The organism is Pseudomonas tructae, from assembly GCF_004214895.1.
GTDB lineage: Bacteria > Pseudomonadota > Gammaproteobacteria > Pseudomonadales > Pseudomonadaceae > Aquipseudomonas > Aquipseudomonas tructae.
Genome location: NZ_CP035952.1, coordinates 2,517,875 through 2,536,721, shown reverse-complemented (window position 1 = coordinate 2,536,721; position 18,847 = coordinate 2,517,875). Strand labels below are relative to the sequence as shown.

Genomic DNA, 18,847 nt, shown 5'->3' with positions numbered 1-18,847 from the left:
TAGAACACAAGCATAGTAGGCCCGGCACCTGAGGCATCCGGCCGTTCACTTCCAGCTCCACATGCGATAACTGGGGCGTGGCTGGCCAGACGGTGACGACGCTGCGCCAACGGGAGAAAAAGGGCTGAGCCGTTTCGCGGGGCAAGTGGGAGCGGGCTTGCCCCGCGAAATATCCAACATCCACCACCTGCATCCCCTGCTCCAGCGTAGAATCGCGCCATTGCCGTTTTTGCCTGGAGTCACCCTTACCGATGCCCGCCCTCCACCACTTCGTCAACCCGCCAGCTGAGCCGATCAAGAGCCAGATCCTGCAGATGGTGGTCGACAACCTGACCGACATCAGCAGCGTCGCCCTGCCACCGAGCAACCCGCTGTACAGCCTGTACCAGTACGGTATCGGCTTCGAGGTGCACCTGTACCTGCAGGCCATGGACGGATCGCGTGGCATGCCGGTCGAGCTGATCGTGGCCATGGACCTCGACGATCCCGAGCAGGTGGTGGGTTTCCTGCTGTACCTGCCGCTGCAGGAGGATCCTGAGGCGTGCTCGGTTGCCTATCTGGCCGTGCAGGCCGGCCAGCGTCGCCAGGGTATCGCCCGCGCCATGCTGGCGCAGGTGACCGCACGCTACCCCCATGCCGAGCTTGGCTGCGTCGCCAGCAAGGTGCCGGTGTTCGAGGCGCTGGGCTTTCAGGTGACCGGCGCGCGCGGCCCGCAAGTACTGATGAACACACGTGCCGAGCCCAGTACCGGGATTGCGCTGGTACTGGATGTGGCGCCGATCTACCGCACCCTGGAAGTGCAGCAGATTCACAGCTACCTGCTCAAGCAACACGGCAAGCGCGCCATGGTCGATGCCGAAAAACAACGCGACCGTCACCTCGATCAGCTCAGCCGCAAAGCGCGGGCCCTGGCTGTCGAGCGCCTGGGCGAAGGCCCTTGGCTGGACAGTGGTCGCGGCGTGCGGCTGGTCTAGCTGACCTTCGCGCCCTGGCTCATCAGCACCTGCAGCACAAAGCGGGTGCCCTGCTCCACCTCGCCCTGGCGGCAGGCGACCCCCAGGTGCCGCCACAAGCCAGGCCGCAGCGGGCGCATGCTGATGCGCCCGTCGCGCTCCGGCGCCGCCGCTTCATGGGGCAGCAAGGTGGCGCCATAACCCGCCGCCACCAGGCTTTTCACCGCATCGTTGTAATTGAGCTGGATCCGCGCCGGCGGTTGCAGGCCGGCGCTGGCAAACCATTCGCTGGTGACCCGCGACAGCTGGGTGCTGCTGTCGTTGAGGATCAACGCGCGGCTGGCCAGCCAGGCCGGGCTGATCCGCGCCGGGGGTGACCAACTGGCGGGGATGAAGGCCATTATCGGGTCGCGCCGCCACGGGCGAATCTCCAGGCCCTTGATCGCCGCCTGCGGCAGTGCCACCAGGCCGATATCGAGGCTGCCGTCCTGCAGGCGCGCCAGGGATTCGCTGGAGGTCAGCACCTGCACCTGCACATCGATGCCCGGATGCTGCATCCCGAGAATATCCAGAGCCTGGGGCAACAAGTGGGCGATGGCACCGGTCGATGCCCCCAGGCGCACCCGCCCGGCCAGGCCCTGGACCTGACGCCGCACATCATCCAGCGCCTGTTCGGCATCGGCCAGCAGGCGCCGGGCGCGTTCGAGCAGGGTTTCGCCGATGGCCGTGGGGCGGATCTGCCCGCGCTTGCGCGACAGCAACGGCGCGCCGATACGCGCTTCGAGGTCGGCAATGTGCAGGCTGACCGTGGGCGGCGCCAGGTTGAGCAGCCGCGCCGCCTGGGCAAAGGAGCCGAGGTCGGCGATCACTACCAGGGTACGCAGCCGGTCGAGGCTGATCTCGCGCATAGGCTTATCATTCAGAAAACATGAAGCTGAACATCATGATATTCAAATTTTCTTTCGTCCAGCCACAGGCGAAGATGACCGCTCATTTGTCACCTTTGCACGAGAGCATCCATGCACCAGCCCCTGGTTTTTATCGACGGCGACCAAGGCACTACCGGCCTGCAGATCCATGCCCGCCTGAACGGGCGCAGCGACCTGCGCCTGCTGACCCTGCCAGCGGCCGAACGCAAGAACCTGCAATTGCGCGCCGAAGCGATCAACAGCGCCGACGTAGCGATCCTCTGCCTGCCGGACGACGCCGCCCGTGAAGCAGTGGCAGCCATCGTCAACCCGCAGGTACGGGTGATCGACGCCAGCTCCGCGCACCGCACTGCACCAGGCTGGGTGTACGGTTTGCCGGAACTCGATGACGGGCAGGCCGAGCGTATCGCCCAGGCCAAGCGGGTCAGCAATCCGGGGTGCTACCCGACTGGTGCCATTGCCTTGCTGCGGCCTTTGGTTCGCGCCGGGTTGCTGCCGGCGGACTATCCGCTGACCGTGAACGCGGTGTCGGGTTATTCCGGTGGTGGCCGGGCGGCGGTCGAGCGCCATGAAGGGCCCGATGCAGACAACGCCCAGGGCGTGCTGGTGTATGGCTTGCACCTGGACCACAAGCATGTGCCGGAGATCCAGCAGCATGCCGGCTTGTCGCAACGTCCGGTATTCGTGCCCGGCTACGGCAGCTACCGCCAAGGCATTGTGCTGACCATTGCCCTGCAGACCCGGCTGCTGCCGGTTGGCGTGACTGCCGCGGGCCTGCAGGCATGCCTGGCCGAGCATTACCACGGCGCGCGCTATGTGCAGGTGGCGCCGCTGCAGTTGGGGGCATCAGCTGTGCAACTGGACCCGCAGGCGCTGAACGACAGCAACGACCTGCACTTGGCGGTGTTTGCCAATGAGCAGCATGGCCAGGTGCTGCTGAGCGCCGTGTTCGACAACCTTGGCAAGGGCGCTTCGGGTGCGGCAGTGCAGAACCTTGAGCTGATGCTGGCGGCGATGGTCTGAAGGCTCAATCGCGGGTCAAGCCCGCTCCCACACAGGTTTTGCATCAATCCTGTGGGAGCGGCGGTGCGACGATTCGACTTGCCCCGCGATCGCTTCACACCGCCCGCAACACCTGCAACGGCACCCACCCCGACGCACTCCCTTTGCTACACCACACCCAACCATTCAACTGCCGGCCACCCACCAGGCAATCGCCCGGATCCACCTCAAGCTCCCGGGCGCAGTAGTCCTCCAGGGCGAGCCCCTGATCATCGCCCAACCGCTCGATCACCTGCCCCGGCACCCAGCCATCCTGTTGCCCGGGTGTGCTGCACAGGTACCAGTGCTCCCAGCCCTCATCACCTTGGTAACGCTCGCCGATGCCAAGAAGTGCCCCCTTGGCAAAGGTAATTGGCTCGGGGTATTCACTTCGGTGTGCTTGGATCACCAGAAACTTCACGGGATTCACCTCCATTTGAAAATCCACGGCACTGCCGCCATCCTGAGTGCTCTGCCGCTTACGCGATGGGCTCAGCCGGGAAGAATATCGTCATGTGCGCCAAACCAGTAGTCACCGCCCACGCTGCCGGTTGTGTCCGGGTGCGCGGGGCCCGCGAACACAACCTGAAGAATATCGATGTCGATATTCCCCGTGATGCGCTGGTGGTGTTCACCGGCGTGTCGGGCTCGGGCAAGTCGTCGCTGGCCTTTTCTACCTTGTACGCCGAAGCCCAGCGCCGCTATTTCGAATCGGTGGCGCCCTATGCGCGTCGTCTGATCGATCAGGTCGGAGTGCCGGCAGTGGACTCGATCGAAGGCCTGCCACCCGCAGTGGCTCTGCAGCAGCAACGCGGCACGCCCAGTGCACGCTCGTCAGTCGGCAGCGTGACTACGCTGTCGAGCCTGATCCGCATGCTCTATTCGCGCGCTGGCAGTTACCCGGCCGGGCAGCCGATGCTGTTCGCCGAAGACTTCTCAGCCAATACCCCGCAAGGTGCCTGCCCGGAGTGCCATGGCCTGGGCCGGGTCTTCGATGTCAGCGAGGCGTCAATGGTGCCCGACCCGTCGCTGACTATCCGCGAACGGGCGGTGGCTGCCTGGCCCATGGCCTGGCAGGGGCAGAACCTGCGCGACATCCTCGTGACCCTGGGCTATGACGTCGACATCCCCTGGCGCGAACTGCCCCAGGAACAGCGCGACTGGATCCTGTTCACTGAACAAACCCCCACCGTACCGGTGTACGCGGGCATGACGCCTGCGCAAACCCGCCAGGCGCTAGAGCGCAAGCTCGAACCCAGTTACCAGGGCACCTTCAGCGGTGCCCGGCGCTATGTCCTGCACACCTTCACCCACTCGCAAAGCGCCTTGATGCGCAAGCGCGTCTCGGCCTTCATGCGCGCCAGCCCCTGCCCGGCCTGCGCTGGCAAGCGCCTGAAGGCCGAGGCGCTGACGGTGACCTTTGCTGGCAAGGACATCGCCGAGCTGTCGCGCCTGCCACTGCTGGGCCTGGCTGAACTGCTCAAGAACGTGGCCAGCGCCGACTACCTCAACCTGCCTGATGAAGCCGGCGCCGTGCTCAGCCATGCGCAAACCCGCCAGGCCCGCGAGCAGCGTGCGGCCCGTGGCGACAACCCCCATGCAGGCGGCGCGGACGTGCGCCACACACCCAACCTGTCGGTGGAAAAGCGCCTGGCCGCGCAACGCATCGCCGCCGAGCTGCTGGAGCGCATCACCACATTGATCGACCTGGGTCTGGGCTACCTGGACCTGGAGCGCAGCACCCCGACCTTGTCCTCGGGCGAACTGCAACGCCTGCGCCTGGCCACCCAGCTCAACTCACAGTTGTTCGGCGTCATCTATGTGCTCGATGAACCGTCGGCCGGGCTGCATCCGGCCGACAGCCAGGCACTGTTCGACGCCCTGCAGCGGCTCAAGCAGGCCGGTAACTCGGTGTATGTGGTCGAGCATGACCTGGACACCATGCGCCGTGCCGACTGGCTGGTCGACGTCGGCCCGGACGCCGGTGAGCACGGCGGCCAGGTGCTGTACAGCGGCCCGCCGGCGGGGTTGGCGAAGACCGAAGCCTCGCGCACGCGCACCTACCTGTTCAACGAAAACCCACCTGCGGTTCGCGAACCGCGCGCACCCCAGGCATGGCTACAACTTGAAGGCATCACCCGCAACAACCTTGATCAGCTCGCCGTGGCCTTTCCGCTAGGCTGCTTCAGCGCCGTCACCGGGGTGTCCGGTTCGGGCAAATCGAGCCTGGTCAGCCAGGCGTTGCTCGACCTGCTCGGCGAGCATCTGGGCCAGGCCCGTAACCAGGACGATGCGCAAGAACAGAACCTGGAGGACCCACCCGAGCCAACCAGCGGCGGCTGGATCAGCGCTGGCCTGGAGCATATCCAGCGCCTGGTGCCGGTGGACCAGAAACCTATCGGCCGCACTCCGCGCTCGAACCTTGCCACCTACACCGGCCTGTTCGATCACGTGCGCAAGCTGTTCTCGGCAACGCCCCAGGCGCAGGCGCAAGGCTTCGATGCCGGGCAGTTCTCGTTCAACGTCGCCAAGGGCCGCTGCCAGACCTGCGAGGGCGAAGGCTTTGTCAGTGTCGAGTTGCTGTTCATGCCCAGCGTCTATGCGCCCTGTCCGACCTGCCACGGCGATCGCTACCACCCCGATACGCTGGCCATCACCTGGCAGGGTTTGAACATCGCCCAGGTCCTGCAACTGACGGTGGACCAGGCCAGCCAGCGTTTTGCCAAGCAGCCCGCCGTCCACCGTGCCCTGCGGGTACTGCAGGATATAGGCCTGGGCTATCTGCGCCTGGGCCAGCCGGCCACCGAGCTCTCCGGTGGCGAAGCGCAGCGCATCAAGCTGGCGACCGAGTTGCAACGCCTGGCCCGTGGCGCCAGCCTGTATGTGCTGGACGAGCCGACCACCGGCCTGCACCCCCAGGACATCGACCGCCTGCTGCTGCAACTGCAGCGCCTGGTCGAGGCCGGGCACACGGTGATCGTGGTCGAACACGACATGCGCGTGGTGGCCCAGAGCGACTGGGTGATCGATATCGGCCCCGGGGCTGGCAACGCCGGCGGCAAACTGGTGGTGTGCGGGCCGCCGGCGCAAGTCGCGGCCTGTGCCGACAGCCGCACGGCAGGATTCCTGGCCAGGGCGCTGGCTTGCGACCAGGAATTTACGTAGCATCCTGCGCTTTTTCCCCGGCAGCACCCTGCTGCCGGGCCGCTCTTCAGGTCGCTCATGAGAACACCCCCGCTACGCGCCGATGTCCTGGCCGGACTCACCACCGCCTTCGCCCTGGTGCCCGAGTGCATCGCCTTCGCCCTGGTGGCCCACCTCAACCCGCTGATGGGCCTGTACGGCGCCTTCATCATCTGCACCCTGACTGCCCTGTTCGGCGGCCGCCCGGGGATGATTTCCGGCGCGGCCGGCTCCATGGCGGTGGTCATCGTCGCCCTGGTGGTCAGCCACGGCGTGCAGTATCTGCTGGCCACAGTGTTGCTTGGCGGGCTGATCATGATCGCCTTCGGCCTGCTGCGCCTGGGCAAGCTGGTGCGCATGGTGCCGTATTCGGTGATGCTCGGCTTCGTCAACGGCCTGGCGATCATCATCGCCCTGGCCCAGCTTGAGCACTTCAAGGCCGACGGCGCCTGGCTCAGCGGTGCACCGTTGGCCCTGATGCTGGGGCTGGTGGCGCTGACCATGGCCATCGTCTATCTGCTGCCACGCCTGACCCGCAGCGTGCCGCCGGCCTTGATCGCGATCCTCGGCGTCGGCGCAGGCGTCTACCTGCTCGACCTGCCGACCCGTACCCTGGGCGACCTCGCCCACATCGCCGGCGGCCTGCCGGCATTGAGCTGGCCGCAAGTGCCGTGGAACCTTGAAACCCTCAAGGTGATTGCCCCCTACGCGCTGCTGATGGCCCTGGTCGGCCTGCTGGAAACCCTGCTGACCCTCAACCTCACCGACGAAATCACCGAAACCCGCGGCCATCCCAACCGCGAATGCGTGGCGCTGGGCGTGGCCAACATGACCAGCGGGCTGTTCGGTGGCATGGGCGGTTGCGCGATGATCGGCCAGACCGCGATCAACCTGAGCTCCGGCGGCCGTGGCCGGCTGTCCGGGGTGGTCGCAGGGGTGATGATCCTGATGTTCGTGCTGTTCCTGTCACCGCTGATCGAGCGCATTCCGCTGGCGGCGCTGGTCGGGGTGATGTTCGTGGTGGCCCAGCAGACCTTCTCGTGGGCCTCGTTGCGGGTGCTGCACAAGGTGCCGGTCAACGATGTGCTGGCGATCATCGCCGTGACCCTGGTGACGGTGTTCACCGACCTTGCCACCGCCGTGCTGTGCGGCATCGTCATCGCCGCGCTCAACTTTGCCTGGCAACAGGCCCGCGAGCTGTATGCCGACAGCCACACCGAAAGCGACGGCAGCAAACGCTACCAGGTCCATGGCACCTTGTTCTTCGCCTCGACCACACCGTTCCTCAACCAGTTCGACCCGGCCAATGATCCGGCCCAGGTGACCCTCGACTGCCGACACCTGAACGTGGTCGACTACTCGGCGATTGCCGCGCTCAAGACCCTGCGCGAACGCTACAGCAACAACGGCAAGCATCTGCACGTGGTGCACCTGTCCGCACGCTGCAAGCAGTTGCTCAAGCGCGCCGGGCAGGCGCACTGAGCCGGCTCACGGCGCGCCGAACATCGCTGTCCAGTAGATCCCCGCATCACTCTTGGGATCGACCGCGTAGGCAGCGCCCAGTTCGCTGAACTGCGGGTTCATCAGGTTGGCGCAGTGGCCGGGGCTGGCCAGCCAGCCATCGACCACCTTGCGCGGGGTGTCCTGCCCGGACGCGATGTTCTCGCCAACCTGCTGGCCGGCGTAGCCGGCAAGCTCGGCGCGATCCCCCGGGGTGCGGCCGTCGCGGTCCTTGTGGTCGAAGAAATTGTTGTTGGCCATGGCCCGCGTATGGCTTTCAGCGGCGCCGGCCAGGGTGGCGTTCCAGGCCAGTGGCGTGGTGGCATTGAATGGCTGGCCACCGCACTGGCGCGCCTGGCTGCGGGCTGAGTTGATCATTTCCAGGACCTTCTGCCCTTCAGCCTGCCAGTCACCCAGGCGCCCGGCCAGTAACGGCCGCGCCAGGACAATACGCCAGTCGCGGCCCTCGCGGCTGACCCCGACATCGACGAACTGCGGGTCGAGCACCACCTGGCAGAAACTCTCCTGCACCGCTTTCATGGCCGACTGCGCATCCCGTGGCCCGGACAGGCTGATGGCCTGAACGTTGACCATCGGGTAGCTTTTCTGCGCCAGGGCCTCACGCAAGTCACCCACGCTGTTGGCCGGCAACACCAGCCGCGGATCGCTGGCCAGCGGCGGCAGCTCCATCGAGGCCTGCCCGCCACAGCGCTGTGCCTGGCTGCGGTAGGCATTGATCGACTCGACCAGCTGCGACTCGTCGCTGGCCTGAGCCGTCAGGGTGAACGCCAGCCCCAGCGAGATCGCCGCCAGGTGCACAACGGATGAGATGGCACGCATGTAAATCTCCCTTGAACGGACTGCGCAGATGATGCCCGAAGTCGCCCGTCGTCTGACAGCCGGAATGTTTTGAGCGCGGCGCGGTCGACCCTGTAACGGGAAGTTGTACTTCCTCGCCACTCAAGGGTTCGAGCATGCGCCTGCTGACGATTGTAACCTGCCTGGTACTGGTGCTCTCAGGCGCCCAGTCGATGGCGGCAGACCCCAAGGCCCAGGTGGCCGAAGACAAAGCCCAGGCGCTGGAGCAAAAGGCCGCCAGCAACCCGGACGCCCCACCTGCCTCCAAATCCCAAGCCATTACCAAGACCGAGGTCCAGGCCGTCGACCCGGCCGGTGCAGCGGCGCTGGATGACGCCATCACCTGCCTGGCACGCAGTATCTACTGGGAATCCAAGGGTGGCCAATCGGCGGACATGGAAGCGGTGGCCAATGTGGTGATGAACCGCGTCGGCCACCAGGGCTTTCCCGATTCGGTATGCGGCGTAGTCAAGCAGGGTTCGGAAACCGGCGCCTGCCAGTTCTCCTGGTGGTGCGATGGCCGCTCGGACGATGTCCAGGAAGAGGCGCGCTACACCCTGGCCAAGGAGATCGCGCGCAAGGCGCTGAACAAACAGTTGCCCGACCGCACCGGTGGCGCCCTGTACTTTCACGACCGGCACGTGCGCCCGGACTGGTCGAAGACCTTTGCCCGGACGGCCGAGACCCATGAATTTCTGTTCTACAAGCCGCGCAATGGCGAGTCGCACTAGCGCTCTCAGTGGGACGAAAGCCGCCGGCAAGTTAGCGCGTGGCGGGTCTGGCCAAGCGTTGTTTGATTGCTTGAATATCCATATTTCTAGTCCTCATCGAGGGGCAAGCCCTCAACTCAGATCCCTGGTGGGAGCGTGCTTGCCCCGCGATAGCTTTCTGTCAGCTAAATCGCATCGCGGGGCAAGTCGGACCGCCGCACCGCCGCTCCCACATTTTAATTGCGTACCACCATCGCCCTGATGCTCTCGAACAACTCCCGCTGCGCCTGCTGCGCGGTAATCTCACCCTTCGCTGCCGCATGAGACAACGCCTGCGCCGCGCCGATCATCGCCCGCAAGCCTGCCACACCAATCTCGCCGCTGCCGCTGAACGGCGCCAGCAACGCCCGGCATTTGCCCATGAACACCGCCTCATACGCGTGCTTGATCTGCTCAAGCTCCGGCGAGCCGGCCAGCGCGGCAATGACCCCGGGGATTTCCCGGCCCTGGGTCAGCACACAGTCGACGTAGGCGCTGGCAATCACCGCAGCGGTACTTTCAAGGGTCGGTTCGCAGGCGGCCAGGGCGGCATCCATCACCGCTGTCTGGCGCTCATCAAAGGATTGATAGAGCGCCGCCAGCAGCCCCGCCCGGGTACCAAAATGGTCATACACCACCGGCTTGGTGACCCCGGCCAGCTCAGCCAGGCGCCCAAGGCTCAGGGCTTCGCTACCCTCTTCGCGGACCAGGCGCCAGGCTGCGTCCAGCAGTTGCTGCTGACGGTCTTGCCGAGACAGGCGCCGGCGCGGTTGCGCATCGCTTGACATGATTACCTACCAAAAGTAACTTACCAAAGGTAACTTACACCCAGCATACAAGTTATGCCCCCTTCCCCGCAATTCGCAGGAGTCCTTGCCATGCATGCACTTGTGGTTGTCGCTCATCATGATCCAAGTTCACTGACCCATAGCCTGGCGGCCAAGCTGGCTGAAGGCCTGGCGCACAACGGCCACAAAGCCGAGGTTGTCGACCTGTTCGCCGAAGGCTTCAACCCGCTGTTCGGTCCTGCCGACCACGCGGTTCATCATGGCGCCACAGCCCCCGCCGATGTACTCGCCGAGCAGGCGCGCATCGACCGCAGCGAAGCCTTGGTGCTGGTCTATCCGGTGTATTGGTGGTCGATGCCGGCGCTGCTCAAGGGCTGGATCGATCGGGTCTTCGTCAATGGCTGGGCCTTCGACTTCAGCCCCCAGGCGCCGCTGGTCAAAAGGCTTCGGCACCTCAATGTGCACCTGGTCGGGGTCGGCGGCGCCGATGCCGCAACCTATGCCAAACATGGTTATGAGCAGGCCATGAAGACCCAGATCGATCACGGCATTTTCGATTATTGCGGCGCCCGGGTGCTCAGCTCGACCTTGCTGCTGGACGCCGAAAGCGCAGACCCCGGCCCTCATCTGCGCAGCATGTTCGAGCGCGGTCGCACGCTGTTCGCTGAACTGTCCGAGCCCGCCTGACGCTGCGGCTTACTTGCTCTCGCGGCGGTCGTTGATCCACCTCACCACCTGGGTGGAGAACTGCGCCGGCGCCTTGCGCCCCAGGCGCCGTGACAGGTCGAGGATAGTCTGTTGGGCCAGGGCTTCTTCCATGCGCTTTTGCGCGGTGAGCATCACCGCGTGAATGGCGCAGGTGCCGTCGATGGCCCAGGCCGGCGCCACGCCCTCGAACAGCGCGCAGCGGTCGCGCACATCGCGGCAATCGAAAATCGCCTTGTGCCCGTCAATGGCCGTGACGATATCCAGCACGGTGATCTCATCCGCAGGCCGGGCCAGCCGGAAGCCACCGCGCACGCCTTCGGTGGCCACCACCAGCCTGGCCTTGGCCAGTTTGGTGAAGACCTTGGCCAGGTACTCGTGCGGCACCCCCTGCAATTCAGCCAGGTCACGCACGCTGGCTTCGCGGCTTTCGCCCAGGTCGTCGACCAGAAACAGCAGGCAATGCAAGCCGTACTCGACGCCGGCGCTATACAGGGACATAACAATCTCCGACTGAATTTGTCGTAAATTCTAGCAGCTTACTCCGCCCGCCAGCAAATGCGCTCCTGCTCACGGTGGGTTTAAAAAATACTTGCACGATTTAACTACGACCAATACAGTCGTAGTTATCCGGTGCGACCGGAACCCACCCGTCTTCTTTCTCGGAGCAGAACATGCAACAGCACATCCTGATCATTGGTGCCGGTTTCGGTGGTATGTGGAGCGCCCTGAGTGCCACCCGCCTGCTCGACCTGCACGGGCGCAACGACGTCAGCGTCAGCGTCATCGCGCCCCAGGCCGAACTGCGCATTCGTCCGCGCTTCTACGAAACCGACGTTGAGCAAATGAAGGCACCGCTGGCCGCACTGTTTGCCGCCGTGGGTGTGAACTTCATTCAAGGCGCGGCGCACGAAATCGACGTGGCAGGCAAGCGTGTCGCTTACCGCGATGGCCAGGGCCAGCAGCGGGTGGTGGACTATGATCGCCTGGTCATGGCCAGTGGCAGCGGTGTGGTCCGGCCAAACCTGGCCGGGCTGGATGAACACGCGTTCGACGTCGACCAGATCGAATCGGCCAGCCGCCTGGAGCAGCACATCAAGGCACTGGCGCACCTGCCCGCTTCAGCAGCGCGCAACACCGTGGTGGTGGCCGGCGGCGGCTTTACCGGCATCGAGACCGCGAGCGAAATGCCCGCGCGCCTGCGTGCGGCCCTGGGCCTGGACGCTGAGGTGAGGGTGATCATCATTGATCGCGGCAGCAAGATCGGCGCCTCCCTGGGCGAAGGCATCAGCCCGGCGATCATCGAAGCCAGCGCTGCGCTGGGGGTCGAATGGCGGGTCAATGCCTCGGTGGCCTCGGTGGATGCCGATGGCGTAACCCTCGCCGATGGCCAGCGCATCGAAGCGAAAACCGTGGTCTGGACCGTCGGCGTACGAGCCAGTGCGCTCACCGAACAGGTGCCCGGACAACGCGACCCCCATGGCCGCCTGCACGTCGATGGCAACCTTAAAGTCATCGGCCAGGACCATGTGTTCGCCACCGGGGACGTGGCCTACGCCGCCACCGACGACCTCGGCAACCACGCCCTGATGACCTGCCAGCATGCCATTGCCCTGGGCCGGCATTCAGGCAACAACGTCGCCGCCGACCTGCTTGGCGTTGCGCCGCTGCCCTACCGTCAGCACAAGTACGTCACCTGCCTGGACCTGGGTGCCTGGGGCGCGGTGTACACCGAGGGCTGGGAGCGTGAGGTCAAACTGATCAAGGATGAAGCCAAGACCCTCAAGCAACAGATCAACTCGGTCTGGATCTACCCGCCTGCGGCTGATCGCGCCATCGCCCTGGCCGCGGCCGACCCGCTGATTCCCGTCGTGGCCTGAGTGGCTCAGGCGTGTGACAGCAACGGAAACATCAGCCTGGCGCGCTCGATGAACTGACCGGCCTGGCCGAGCACGAACAGGCTGTCATCCGACACGAGCGGCTGCGCCAGGAAGCCGGTTGCATCCAGCGGAGTAAACCCCAGCACCACCCCGGTGGTCTGGGGTGTACTCAGTTCTGTAACCAGTGCCTGCAGGTCGAGCGCTTGCCGGGCGAATACCTCATAGAGCGTCATCACGCCATCGACGGTTTCCATCACCACATAGGCCTGCAGCACTGGCGAATAGTGGACGCAGTCTTTGAAAAACGAGGTGCAATAGAACATTGTCTGCGCAGGATTACTGCACATCGCCAAGCGTGCGGCGGGTATGGCACAGTCGATCGCGCTGATGAAGCGCAGGCGCTCAAGCGGATCGTCCATGTTCACCTTGTTAAAGCTGCAAGGCTGCGCTGGCGCCACTGACACCGCGCTGTACTCATGCTCGATCACGCGGCGAAAGCCGAACTTGGGGTAGTAATCGAGCACCGTGTCGTTGGCAAACAGGTAGATCAGCTCGCACTGCCCCTGCCATCGGTCCAATACCCGCTGCAGCAGCACGCGGCTCAGACCTTTGCCGCGATACTGCGGCGCGACCATCACCGTACCGATCTGGATGCAGCGCATGGGCTTGCCCTGTACCTGGAAGTACATCAGATTGACCGCGATATTGGCCACGATCTGCCCGTCATGGAGCAGTGCACAGGGCTGATAGCCCTCCCCCCAGTAGCCGTCCTGGTACCACTGCTCGAAATCGAACTCGAAGGTTTGCCGGGTCAAGGCATTGAAGCTTGCGCGCTGCAGTGGATTGTCCTTGAAGCCTTCGAGCAGCGTGAATGTCTGGCCCGCGAACAACAGTTCCATGGTTGTTTACCCTTGATGTGCCTGACGGCCACACTATTCCCGCGCCCTTGGCCAGTCTGTAGGAAAATTGTAAAGGGCAGTCGCAGCCAGTGATTGCACCTTGCCTCACTGCACAGGTAGTATTGAGAACGATTCACACTAACACCTTCGGGAACGCCAACCGGTGCCAACCTCCTCCACCCACAAGCTGGGCTTTTTTTTCAGCGACCACCACCGTTGGCTCCTGCAGCATATCCACAAGCGTTTGCGCAACCGCGCCGACGCCGAAGACACCGCCGCCGAGACCTTCTGCCAGATGCTAGCCGCCCAGGTCGATCCGGCGAGCATCCAGCAACCGCGCGCCTACCTGTCGACCATCGCCCGCCGGCTGATTTTTGACCGCCACCGTCGCCGGCAACTGGAACTGGCCTACCTGGAACGCTTGTCGGCCCTGCCCGAGCCCCTGGCGCCCTCCCCCGAAGAGCAACTGCTGCTGATCGAAGCGCTGGTGAGCATCGACCAGGTGCTCGACGGCCTGCCGATGATCGTCAAGGCCACCTTCCTTTACAGCCAGCTCGACGGCATGAGTTACGTCGATATCGCTCGCAAGCTCGAGCTCTCCGAGCGTACCGTCAGCCGCTACATGAAGCAGGCCCTGAGCCAGTGCTATCTCAGTGAGCTGGCGCCATGAACCGGCAGCGCCTGGACCCGAGCGCAGAAGCCGCCATCGACTGGATGGTGCGCTTGAGTTCGGGCAACTGTGACGCCCAGGCGCACAGCGACTTCAGCCAGTGGCTGGGCAGTGACCCGGCCCACGCCCAAGCCTGGGCGCGCTTGCAGGAACGCCTGGGCGGCGCCTGCCAGACCATGCGCAACTTCGAGCGCCGCGCCCCTGGCCAGGCCGGTGAGGCGCGCCAACTGTTGCTGCAGGGCAACGGCTCGCGGCGCGAACTGTTGCGGGCCTTCGTCGGTATTGGCGTGCTCGGCGGTGGCCTGTGGCTGGGTGCGCACAGTGACATGGGCAAAACACTGCTGGCCGACTTGCGCACGGCCAAAGGCGAACGCCGGGACTTCACCCTGGCCGATGGCAGCCGCCTGAGCCTGAATGCCGGCAGCGCCGTCGACCTGCATTTCGATGCACAGCAGCGGTTGCTGATCCTGCGCCGTGGCGAATTGATCATCCAGGTCGCCGCCGACCCGCAGCGGCCGTTGCGGGTACGCAGCGCCCAGGGGGAAATGCGCGCCCTGGGCACACGCTTTCTGGTCAGCCAGGAGGCCGAGGCCACGCGCCTGGTGGTGCTCGAACATTCGGTCCGCGCGCGCTTGTTCAACGGCTTTGAGCTGGATGTACAGGAAGGCCAGGCCGCACTGCTGGGGGGCGAACGTATCCAGGCCCTGGGCAATGGCGAGCGCCATCGCGCCGACTGGCTCAGCGGGCGTCTGAATGTGCTGGATGATTCCCTTGAAGCGGTGATCGAAGCGCTGCGCCCCTACTACCGCGGGATTGTCCGGGTCGAACCCGAGGTACGCGGGCTGCGCGTGCAAGGTGTATTCCCCTTGGACGAACCGCAGCGGGCCTTCGCGGCGCTGGCCGAAACCCTGCCGGTCAAGGTCGATCAGTACAGCCCATGGCTGACGCTGATTCGGACGAAAACCCCGCAACAAAAATAATTTATGCAAATCACTCGTATTTGTGTCCGGTTTTCATTTCTCATCGCACCTATCTCCTGACACGCCAACATAATCAGGAGAATTCCGTGCTCAACCCTTGGTCCCACGCCCTTCCTGTCGCCGTGGCCCTGGCCACGCTGGCCAGCACCGTTCAGGCCCAGGAGCAGTCCCTGAGCTTCAACCTGCCAGCCGCCTCCCTGGCCAGCACCCTCAACGCCATCGCCAGCCAGAGCGGCCGCATCGTTTCCCTGGACCCTGCGCTGGTACAGGGCAAGCAGGCGCCGGCCGTGGTTGGCAGGATGAGCGCCGTGCAGGCCATGCAACAAGCCCTGGCCGGCAGCGGCCTGCAGTTGCTGGTCACCGAACAGGGCAACTTCAGCGTGCTGCCGAGCATCGACGCCGGCAACGCCCTGGAGCTGGGCGCCACCAGCATCAGCGGCAGCGGTGTCGACCCGGCCACCACCGAGGGCAGCCGCTCCTATGCGGCGCGGGCGACCACCATTGCCAAGGGCAGCCACACGCTCAAGGAAATCCCCCAGTCGGTAACGGTCATGACCCGCCAGCAGATGGACGACCAGAACATCGTCAGCCTCAAAGACGCCGTCAACCAGACCACCGGCCTGGTCGGCCTGCAGGGCGTGGGCCCGGGCCTGATCATTTCTTCGCGCGGCTTTCAGATCGACGACTGGCAGTACGACGGTGTGGCGATCCAGCGCAACACCTACTCGCTGGGCAACTGGGCAACCCAGGACCTGATCTTCTTCGACCGCATGGAAGTGCTGCGCGGCGCTTCAGGTCTGCTGCAAGGTACCGGCAGCCCGGGCGGCTCCGTCAACCTGGTGCGCAAGCGCGGCCAGGCCACGCCTACCGTGACCGTCACCGGCAAGGCTGGCAGTTGGGACCACTACGGCCTGCAACTGGATGCCGGCGGCCCGTTGAACGACGCCGGTACCGTGCGCGGGCGCTTCGTCGCCGATGAAGACCAGAGCGACTCGTTCATCGACTATGCCTGGAGCAAGACCCACTCGCTATATGGCGCACTGGACTTCGACCTGAACGAAGCCACCACCCTGGGCCTGGCGGTCAGCCAGTCCAACGGCGAGTCGCGGCCGATGCTGCGCGGGCTGCCGCGTTATGCCGATGGCAGCGGGCTGGATGTGTCGCGTTCGACCTTTACCGGCTCGCGCTGGAACCACTCCGAGATCGACGTCACCACCCTGTACGCCGACCTTGAGCACCGCTTCAACGATGACTGGAAATTCCACGTTGGCGCCGTTCGCATGAGCGAGACCAACAAATCGACCCACCAGCGCGTGCAAACCGTTGACGACGCCATCAACTACGATGGCAGCGGTGTCAGCTATGCCGACTGGGTGACCGATTTCGACTCCACCAAGGTCGGTGTCGACATGAACGTGGTCGGCAAATTCGACGCCTTCAACCTTGAGCAGGAAGTCACCCTGGGGGGCAACTACGCCAAGCTGACCACCGATGACCGTTACGCGCGCACCTTCAACGACAGCACCGACAACATCTTCGGTATCGACCATAACCGCCCGGATATCAGCTACGACAGCTTGCTCGACAAGCCTAATGGCCGTGGTTACAGCGGCGGCTACGACGTTAGCCAAAAAGGCTTGTATGGCGTCTGGCGGGTCAAGCTGGCCGAGCCGTTGACCCTGGTGCTCGGTTCGCGGGTCAGCTGGTTCGACTACAAGTACGACTCCACCATGTACAGCGCCATCACTCGCGCCCCTTCGACCAGCCCGACCAGCACCATGACCGAAAGCGGCGAGGTTACCCCGTACGCCGGCATCATCTACGACCTTTCCCGCGAATGGTCGTTGTACGCCAGTTACGCCGACGTCTTCGTGCCACAGACCGAACGCGCTGTCGGCAACGCGGCGCTCAAGCCGATCATCGGCAGCAACTACGAAGTGGGCATCAAGGGCGAATTGCTCGACGGCCGCGTCAATACCTCGCTTGCGGTGTTCCGTTACGACCAGGAAAACCGCGCGACTACCGACCTGGCTTCAGGTTTTGCCTGCGATGACTGGTACTGCTCGATGGCCTCGGGCAAGGTGCGCAGCCAGGGTGTCGAGGCCGAAGTCAGCGGCGAAGTACTCAGCGGCCTGCAACTGTTTGCCGGCTACACCTACAACACCACCACCTACCTCGACGACCCGGACAACAAGGGCAAGGTGTTCAGCACCTGGACCCCCAAGCACATGCTGCGCATGTGGGGTAACTACCAGCTGCCCGGTGACTGGAGCAAGGTCAGCACTGGCCTGGGCTTCACCGCGCAGACCCACACCCTGGGCTACGAGCACACCTACGACGTGCCCGGCTACGCGGTCTGGAACGCGCGCCTGGCGTACCAGATGACGCCGGAAGTGGGCCTGGCGCTCAACGCCAACAACCTGTTCGACAAGCACTACTACGTCGCGGCCTACAACCAGCTCAACGGCAACAACAACTTCGGCGACCCGCGCAACTTCACCTTTACCGTGAAGTACACGCCGCAGTTCTAGGTTGACCGTTCCAGGCTGATAGTGCCGGCCCTATCGCGGGTCAAGCCAGCTCCTTCACCTCGGTGGGAGCGGGCTTGACCCGCGATATAAAGCCATTGACCACGATATACAACAACGGCCCCACCGAGACGAACACCGCCGTCAGCACCCAGTACGGCAACACCGCCCGCCACGACCTGCCCCGCTGCCGCGCATCGCGGTACATCCAGACGCACGCCAATACCGCCAGCAAGTACAGATCGATCACCACTTGAGCGGTGTCCGGTCGGGATATCAACTCAAGCCCGAACGCCAGTAAAGACTGCTCGGCAATGAGCATGGTGTAGAGGGTGTAGGCACTGAAACCAACCAGGGCGACCAGCGCCAACCAGGGCTTTTTCATCGGGTGTCATCCTTGAGCAACGTAAATGATTTTTTCGCGTTTTTGTTGCCTGTGCTGGCCTCATCGCGGGGCAAGCCCGCTCCCACAGAGATCGCGCACGCTTTTTAGATGCTACAACGGCCACTGCGCCAACGGCCAGTACTGCCCCTTACGCGATTCGAACAGGGTGAAGTGCCGCGCGCGCAGCGCGAACGCTGTCGGCACCAGGGCTTCAGGCTCACGGCCCTGGTAGTCGCGGGCCAGGGTCAGGTGCGCAAGGTAGTCCCGTGACTCCTGGGTAAAACCCAACGCCAGCATTGCCTGCTGCAATCCATAAACCAGCTGGCGCAACGCCACGGGTGTGTGGCTGGGCACCAGCACCAGGGCCTTGGCCGGGCGCCACACCTCGAGGCGGTCGAGCATCAGCGTCAGCGGCTCACCCGCTACCTTCACTGCCGCAGCGGCCGCCAGAATCGTCGGCAACTGCACCGTCGGCACCGCCCCGACAAACACCAGGGTCAAATGAAAATTCGCCGACGGCACCGGCCTGCCTGTGCCCAGCGCCAGTTCGCCGCGCCAGCGGGCAATGGCCCGGCGCTGCTCTGGCACGCAGTCGAGGGCGAAGAACAGCCGCTTGAACGGCTCAGCGGTTTCGCCAGTTCCCGGGTCCATGCCACACGCTCCTTGGGTCGTTTGACCGAGTCTAGCGCCTGCAGGAAGGTGCCGTCAGTCGCCGTTTTGATATTTTTATTTTCATTAAATTGATTTATGAAATAAATCGTGTCATTTCTATGCGCACCCCACCCACCGGAGTCAAGAA

18 protein-coding genes are annotated in these 18,847 nt (G+C 64.3%); 10 read left to right on the top strand and 8 right to left on the bottom strand.

What is annotated here, in order from left to right; genetic code table 11:
• The first annotated feature begins 251 nt into the window (after window positions 1–251).
• The gene (locus tag EXN22_RS11745; RefSeq protein WP_130264202.1) at window positions 252–974 is read left to right on the top strand and encodes a GNAT family N-acetyltransferase; all 723 of its coding nucleotides are present in this window, start codon (window positions 252–254) and stop codon (window positions 972–974) included.
• On the opposite strand, the gene EXN22_RS11740 is transcribed toward EXN22_RS11745, so the two are convergent.
• Window positions 971–1,861: a LysR family transcriptional regulator gene (locus EXN22_RS11740; RefSeq protein ID WP_130264201.1), complete on the bottom strand. Its 891-nt coding sequence runs from the start codon at window positions 1,859–1,861 to the stop codon at window positions 971–973. The two genes, EXN22_RS11745 and EXN22_RS11740, sit on opposite strands and share 4 nt — an antisense overlap.
• A gap of 111 nt (window positions 1,862–1,972) precedes the next feature.
• Between EXN22_RS11740 and argC the strand changes: the two genes are divergently transcribed.
• The gene (gene argC, locus EXN22_RS11735) at window positions 1,973–2,905 is read left to right on the top strand and encodes an N-acetyl-gamma-glutamyl-phosphate reductase (RefSeq protein WP_130264200.1); all 933 of its coding nucleotides are present in this window, start codon (window positions 1,973–1,975) and stop codon (window positions 2,903–2,905) included.
• 94 nt (window positions 2,906–2,999) lie between these two features.
• Here the strand turns inward: argC and EXN22_RS11730 are convergent, their stop codons facing one another.
• Entirely contained in the window at window positions 3,000–3,344 is a 345-nt protein-coding gene (locus EXN22_RS11730; protein WP_130264199.1) for an SH3 domain-containing protein, read from the bottom strand.
• Window positions 3,345–3,436: 92 nt separating this feature from the next.
• Here EXN22_RS11730 and EXN22_RS11725 point away from each other — a divergent pair, with 92 nt between their 5' ends.
• Together EXN22_RS11725 and EXN22_RS11720 are read left to right on the top strand one after the other, a co-directional pair.
• A complete protein-coding gene (locus EXN22_RS11725) occupies window positions 3,437–6,088 on the top strand; it encodes an excinuclease ABC subunit UvrA (RefSeq protein ID WP_233281704.1) in 2,652 nt (883 codons plus the stop codon).
• Window positions 6,089–6,145: 57 nt separating this feature from the next.
• Entirely contained in the window at window positions 6,146–7,588 is a 1,443-nt protein-coding gene (locus EXN22_RS11720) for a SulP family inorganic anion transporter (RefSeq protein WP_130264197.1), read from the top strand.
• Between the two features lie 6 nt (window positions 7,589–7,594).
• Here EXN22_RS11720 and EXN22_RS11715 read toward each other — a convergent pair whose 3' ends face one another.
• On the bottom strand, window positions 7,595–8,446 hold the full coding sequence (locus EXN22_RS11715) for a CAP domain-containing protein (RefSeq protein WP_130264196.1): 852 nt from the start codon (window positions 8,444–8,446) through the stop codon (window positions 7,595–7,597).
• A 134-nt stretch (window positions 8,447–8,580) separates the two neighbouring features.
• Between EXN22_RS11715 and EXN22_RS11710 the strand changes: the two genes are divergently transcribed.
• Window positions 8,581–9,195, top strand: a complete 615-nt coding sequence (locus tag EXN22_RS11710; protein ID WP_130264195.1) for a cell wall hydrolase — start codon at window positions 8,581–8,583, stop codon at window positions 9,193–9,195.
• Between the two features lie 215 nt (window positions 9,196–9,410).
• Here the strand turns inward: EXN22_RS11710 and EXN22_RS11705 are convergent, their stop codons facing one another.
• The gene (locus EXN22_RS11705; protein ID WP_130264194.1) at window positions 9,411–10,001 is read right to left on the bottom strand and encodes a TetR/AcrR family transcriptional regulator; all 591 of its coding nucleotides are present in this window, start codon (window positions 9,999–10,001) and stop codon (window positions 9,411–9,413) included.
• A 90-nt stretch (window positions 10,002–10,091) separates the two neighbouring features.
• On the opposite strand from EXN22_RS11705, the gene EXN22_RS11700 reads away from it, so the two are divergent.
• Window positions 10,092–10,688, top strand: a complete 597-nt coding sequence (locus EXN22_RS11700; RefSeq protein WP_130264193.1) for an NAD(P)H-dependent oxidoreductase — start codon at window positions 10,092–10,094, stop codon at window positions 10,686–10,688.
• A 9-nt stretch (window positions 10,689–10,697) separates the two neighbouring features.
• On the opposite strand, the gene EXN22_RS11695 is transcribed toward EXN22_RS11700, so the two are convergent.
• Entirely contained in the window at window positions 10,698–11,207 is a 510-nt protein-coding gene (locus EXN22_RS11695) for an RrF2 family transcriptional regulator (protein ID WP_130264192.1), read from the bottom strand.
• Window positions 11,208–11,380: 173 nt separating this feature from the next.
• Between EXN22_RS11695 and EXN22_RS11690 the strand changes: the two genes are divergently transcribed.
• The gene (locus EXN22_RS11690) at window positions 11,381–12,586 is read left to right on the top strand and encodes an NAD(P)/FAD-dependent oxidoreductase (RefSeq protein ID WP_130264191.1); all 1,206 of its coding nucleotides are present in this window, start codon (window positions 11,381–11,383) and stop codon (window positions 12,584–12,586) included.
• A gap of 5 nt (window positions 12,587–12,591) precedes the next feature.
• Here the strand turns inward: EXN22_RS11690 and EXN22_RS11685 are convergent, their stop codons facing one another.
• Window positions 12,592–13,485: a GNAT family N-acetyltransferase gene (locus EXN22_RS11685; RefSeq protein ID WP_130264190.1), complete on the bottom strand. Its 894-nt coding sequence runs from the start codon at window positions 13,483–13,485 to the stop codon at window positions 12,592–12,594.
• Window positions 13,486–13,648: 163 nt separating this feature from the next.
• Here EXN22_RS11685 and EXN22_RS11680 point away from each other — a divergent pair, with 163 nt between their 5' ends.
• The 3 genes from EXN22_RS11680 (at window position 13,649) to EXN22_RS11670 (ending at window position 17,666) form a co-directional block, all read left to right on the top strand.
• A complete protein-coding gene (locus EXN22_RS11680) occupies window positions 13,649–14,155 on the top strand; it encodes a sigma-70 family RNA polymerase sigma factor (RefSeq protein ID WP_130264189.1) in 507 nt (168 codons plus the stop codon).
• The gene (locus tag EXN22_RS11675; protein WP_130264188.1) at window positions 14,152–15,135 is read left to right on the top strand and encodes a FecR domain-containing protein; all 984 of its coding nucleotides are present in this window, start codon (window positions 14,152–14,154) and stop codon (window positions 15,133–15,135) included. The genes EXN22_RS11680 and EXN22_RS11675 overlap by 4 nt, the downstream gene beginning before the upstream one ends.
• A gap of 86 nt (window positions 15,136–15,221) precedes the next feature.
• Window positions 15,222–17,666: a TonB-dependent siderophore receptor gene (locus EXN22_RS11670; RefSeq protein WP_130264187.1), complete on the top strand. Its 2,445-nt coding sequence runs from the start codon at window positions 15,222–15,224 to the stop codon at window positions 17,664–17,666.
• Between the two features lie 40 nt (window positions 17,667–17,706).
• Here EXN22_RS11670 and EXN22_RS11665 read toward each other — a convergent pair whose 3' ends face one another.
• Together EXN22_RS11665 and thpR are read right to left on the bottom strand one after the other, a co-directional pair.
• Window positions 17,707–18,048 (bottom strand): DUF2834 domain-containing protein, encoded by a 342-nt coding sequence (locus EXN22_RS11665; RefSeq protein ID WP_130264186.1) that lies wholly within the window; start codon window positions 18,046–18,048, stop codon window positions 17,707–17,709.
• Window positions 18,049–18,159: 111 nt separating this feature from the next.
• The gene (thpR, locus tag EXN22_RS11660) at window positions 18,160–18,699 is read right to left on the bottom strand and encodes an RNA 2',3'-cyclic phosphodiesterase (RefSeq protein ID WP_130264185.1); all 540 of its coding nucleotides are present in this window, start codon (window positions 18,697–18,699) and stop codon (window positions 18,160–18,162) included.
• Window positions 18,700–18,847 lie beyond the last annotated feature (148 nt).

What these genes read in the sequence shown, in the direction of transcription:
- EXN22_RS11745 (WP_130264202.1), top strand. Translation starts at nt 252, where the DNA reads ATGCCCGCCCTCCACCACTTCGTCAACCCGCCAGCTGAGCCGATCAAG.
- EXN22_RS11690 (WP_130264191.1), top strand. Translation starts at nt 11,381, where the DNA reads ATGCAACAGCACATCCTGATCATTGGTGCCGGTTTCGGTGGTATGTGG.
- EXN22_RS11665 (WP_130264186.1), bottom strand. Translation starts at nt 18,048, where the DNA reads ATGAAAAAGCCCTGGTTGGCGCTGGTCGCCCTGGTTGGTTTCAGTGCC.
- thpR (WP_130264185.1), bottom strand. Translation starts at nt 18,699, where the DNA reads ATGGACCCGGGAACTGGCGAAACCGCTGAGCCGTTCAAGCGGCTGTTC.
- EXN22_RS11675 (WP_130264188.1), top strand. Translation starts at nt 14,152, where the DNA reads ATGAACCGGCAGCGCCTGGACCCGAGCGCAGAAGCCGCCATCGACTGG.
- EXN22_RS11695 (WP_130264192.1), bottom strand. Translation starts at nt 11,207, where the DNA reads ATGTCCCTGTATAGCGCCGGCGTCGAGTACGGCTTGCATTGCCTGCTG.
- EXN22_RS11710 (WP_130264195.1), top strand. Translation starts at nt 8,581, where the DNA reads ATGCGCCTGCTGACGATTGTAACCTGCCTGGTACTGGTGCTCTCAGGC.
- EXN22_RS11720 (WP_130264197.1), top strand. Translation starts at nt 6,146, where the DNA reads ATGAGAACACCCCCGCTACGCGCCGATGTCCTGGCCGGACTCACCACC.
- EXN22_RS11685 (WP_130264190.1), bottom strand. Translation starts at nt 13,485, where the DNA reads ATGGAACTGTTGTTCGCGGGCCAGACATTCACGCTGCTCGAAGGCTTC.
- EXN22_RS11715 (WP_130264196.1), bottom strand. Translation starts at nt 8,446, where the DNA reads ATGCGTGCCATCTCATCCGTTGTGCACCTGGCGGCGATCTCGCTGGGG.
- EXN22_RS11705 (WP_130264194.1), bottom strand. Translation starts at nt 10,001, where the DNA reads ATGTCAAGCGATGCGCAACCGCGCCGGCGCCTGTCTCGGCAAGACCGT.
- EXN22_RS11740 (WP_130264201.1), bottom strand. Translation starts at nt 1,861, where the DNA reads ATGCGCGAGATCAGCCTCGACCGGCTGCGTACCCTGGTAGTGATCGCC.
- argC (WP_130264200.1), top strand. Translation starts at nt 1,973, where the DNA reads ATGCACCAGCCCCTGGTTTTTATCGACGGCGACCAAGGCACTACCGGC.
- EXN22_RS11700 (WP_130264193.1), top strand. Translation starts at nt 10,092, where the DNA reads ATGCATGCACTTGTGGTTGTCGCTCATCATGATCCAAGTTCACTGACC.
- EXN22_RS11725 (WP_233281704.1), top strand. Translation starts at nt 3,437, where the DNA reads ATGTGCGCCAAACCAGTAGTCACCGCCCACGCTGCCGGTTGTGTCCGG.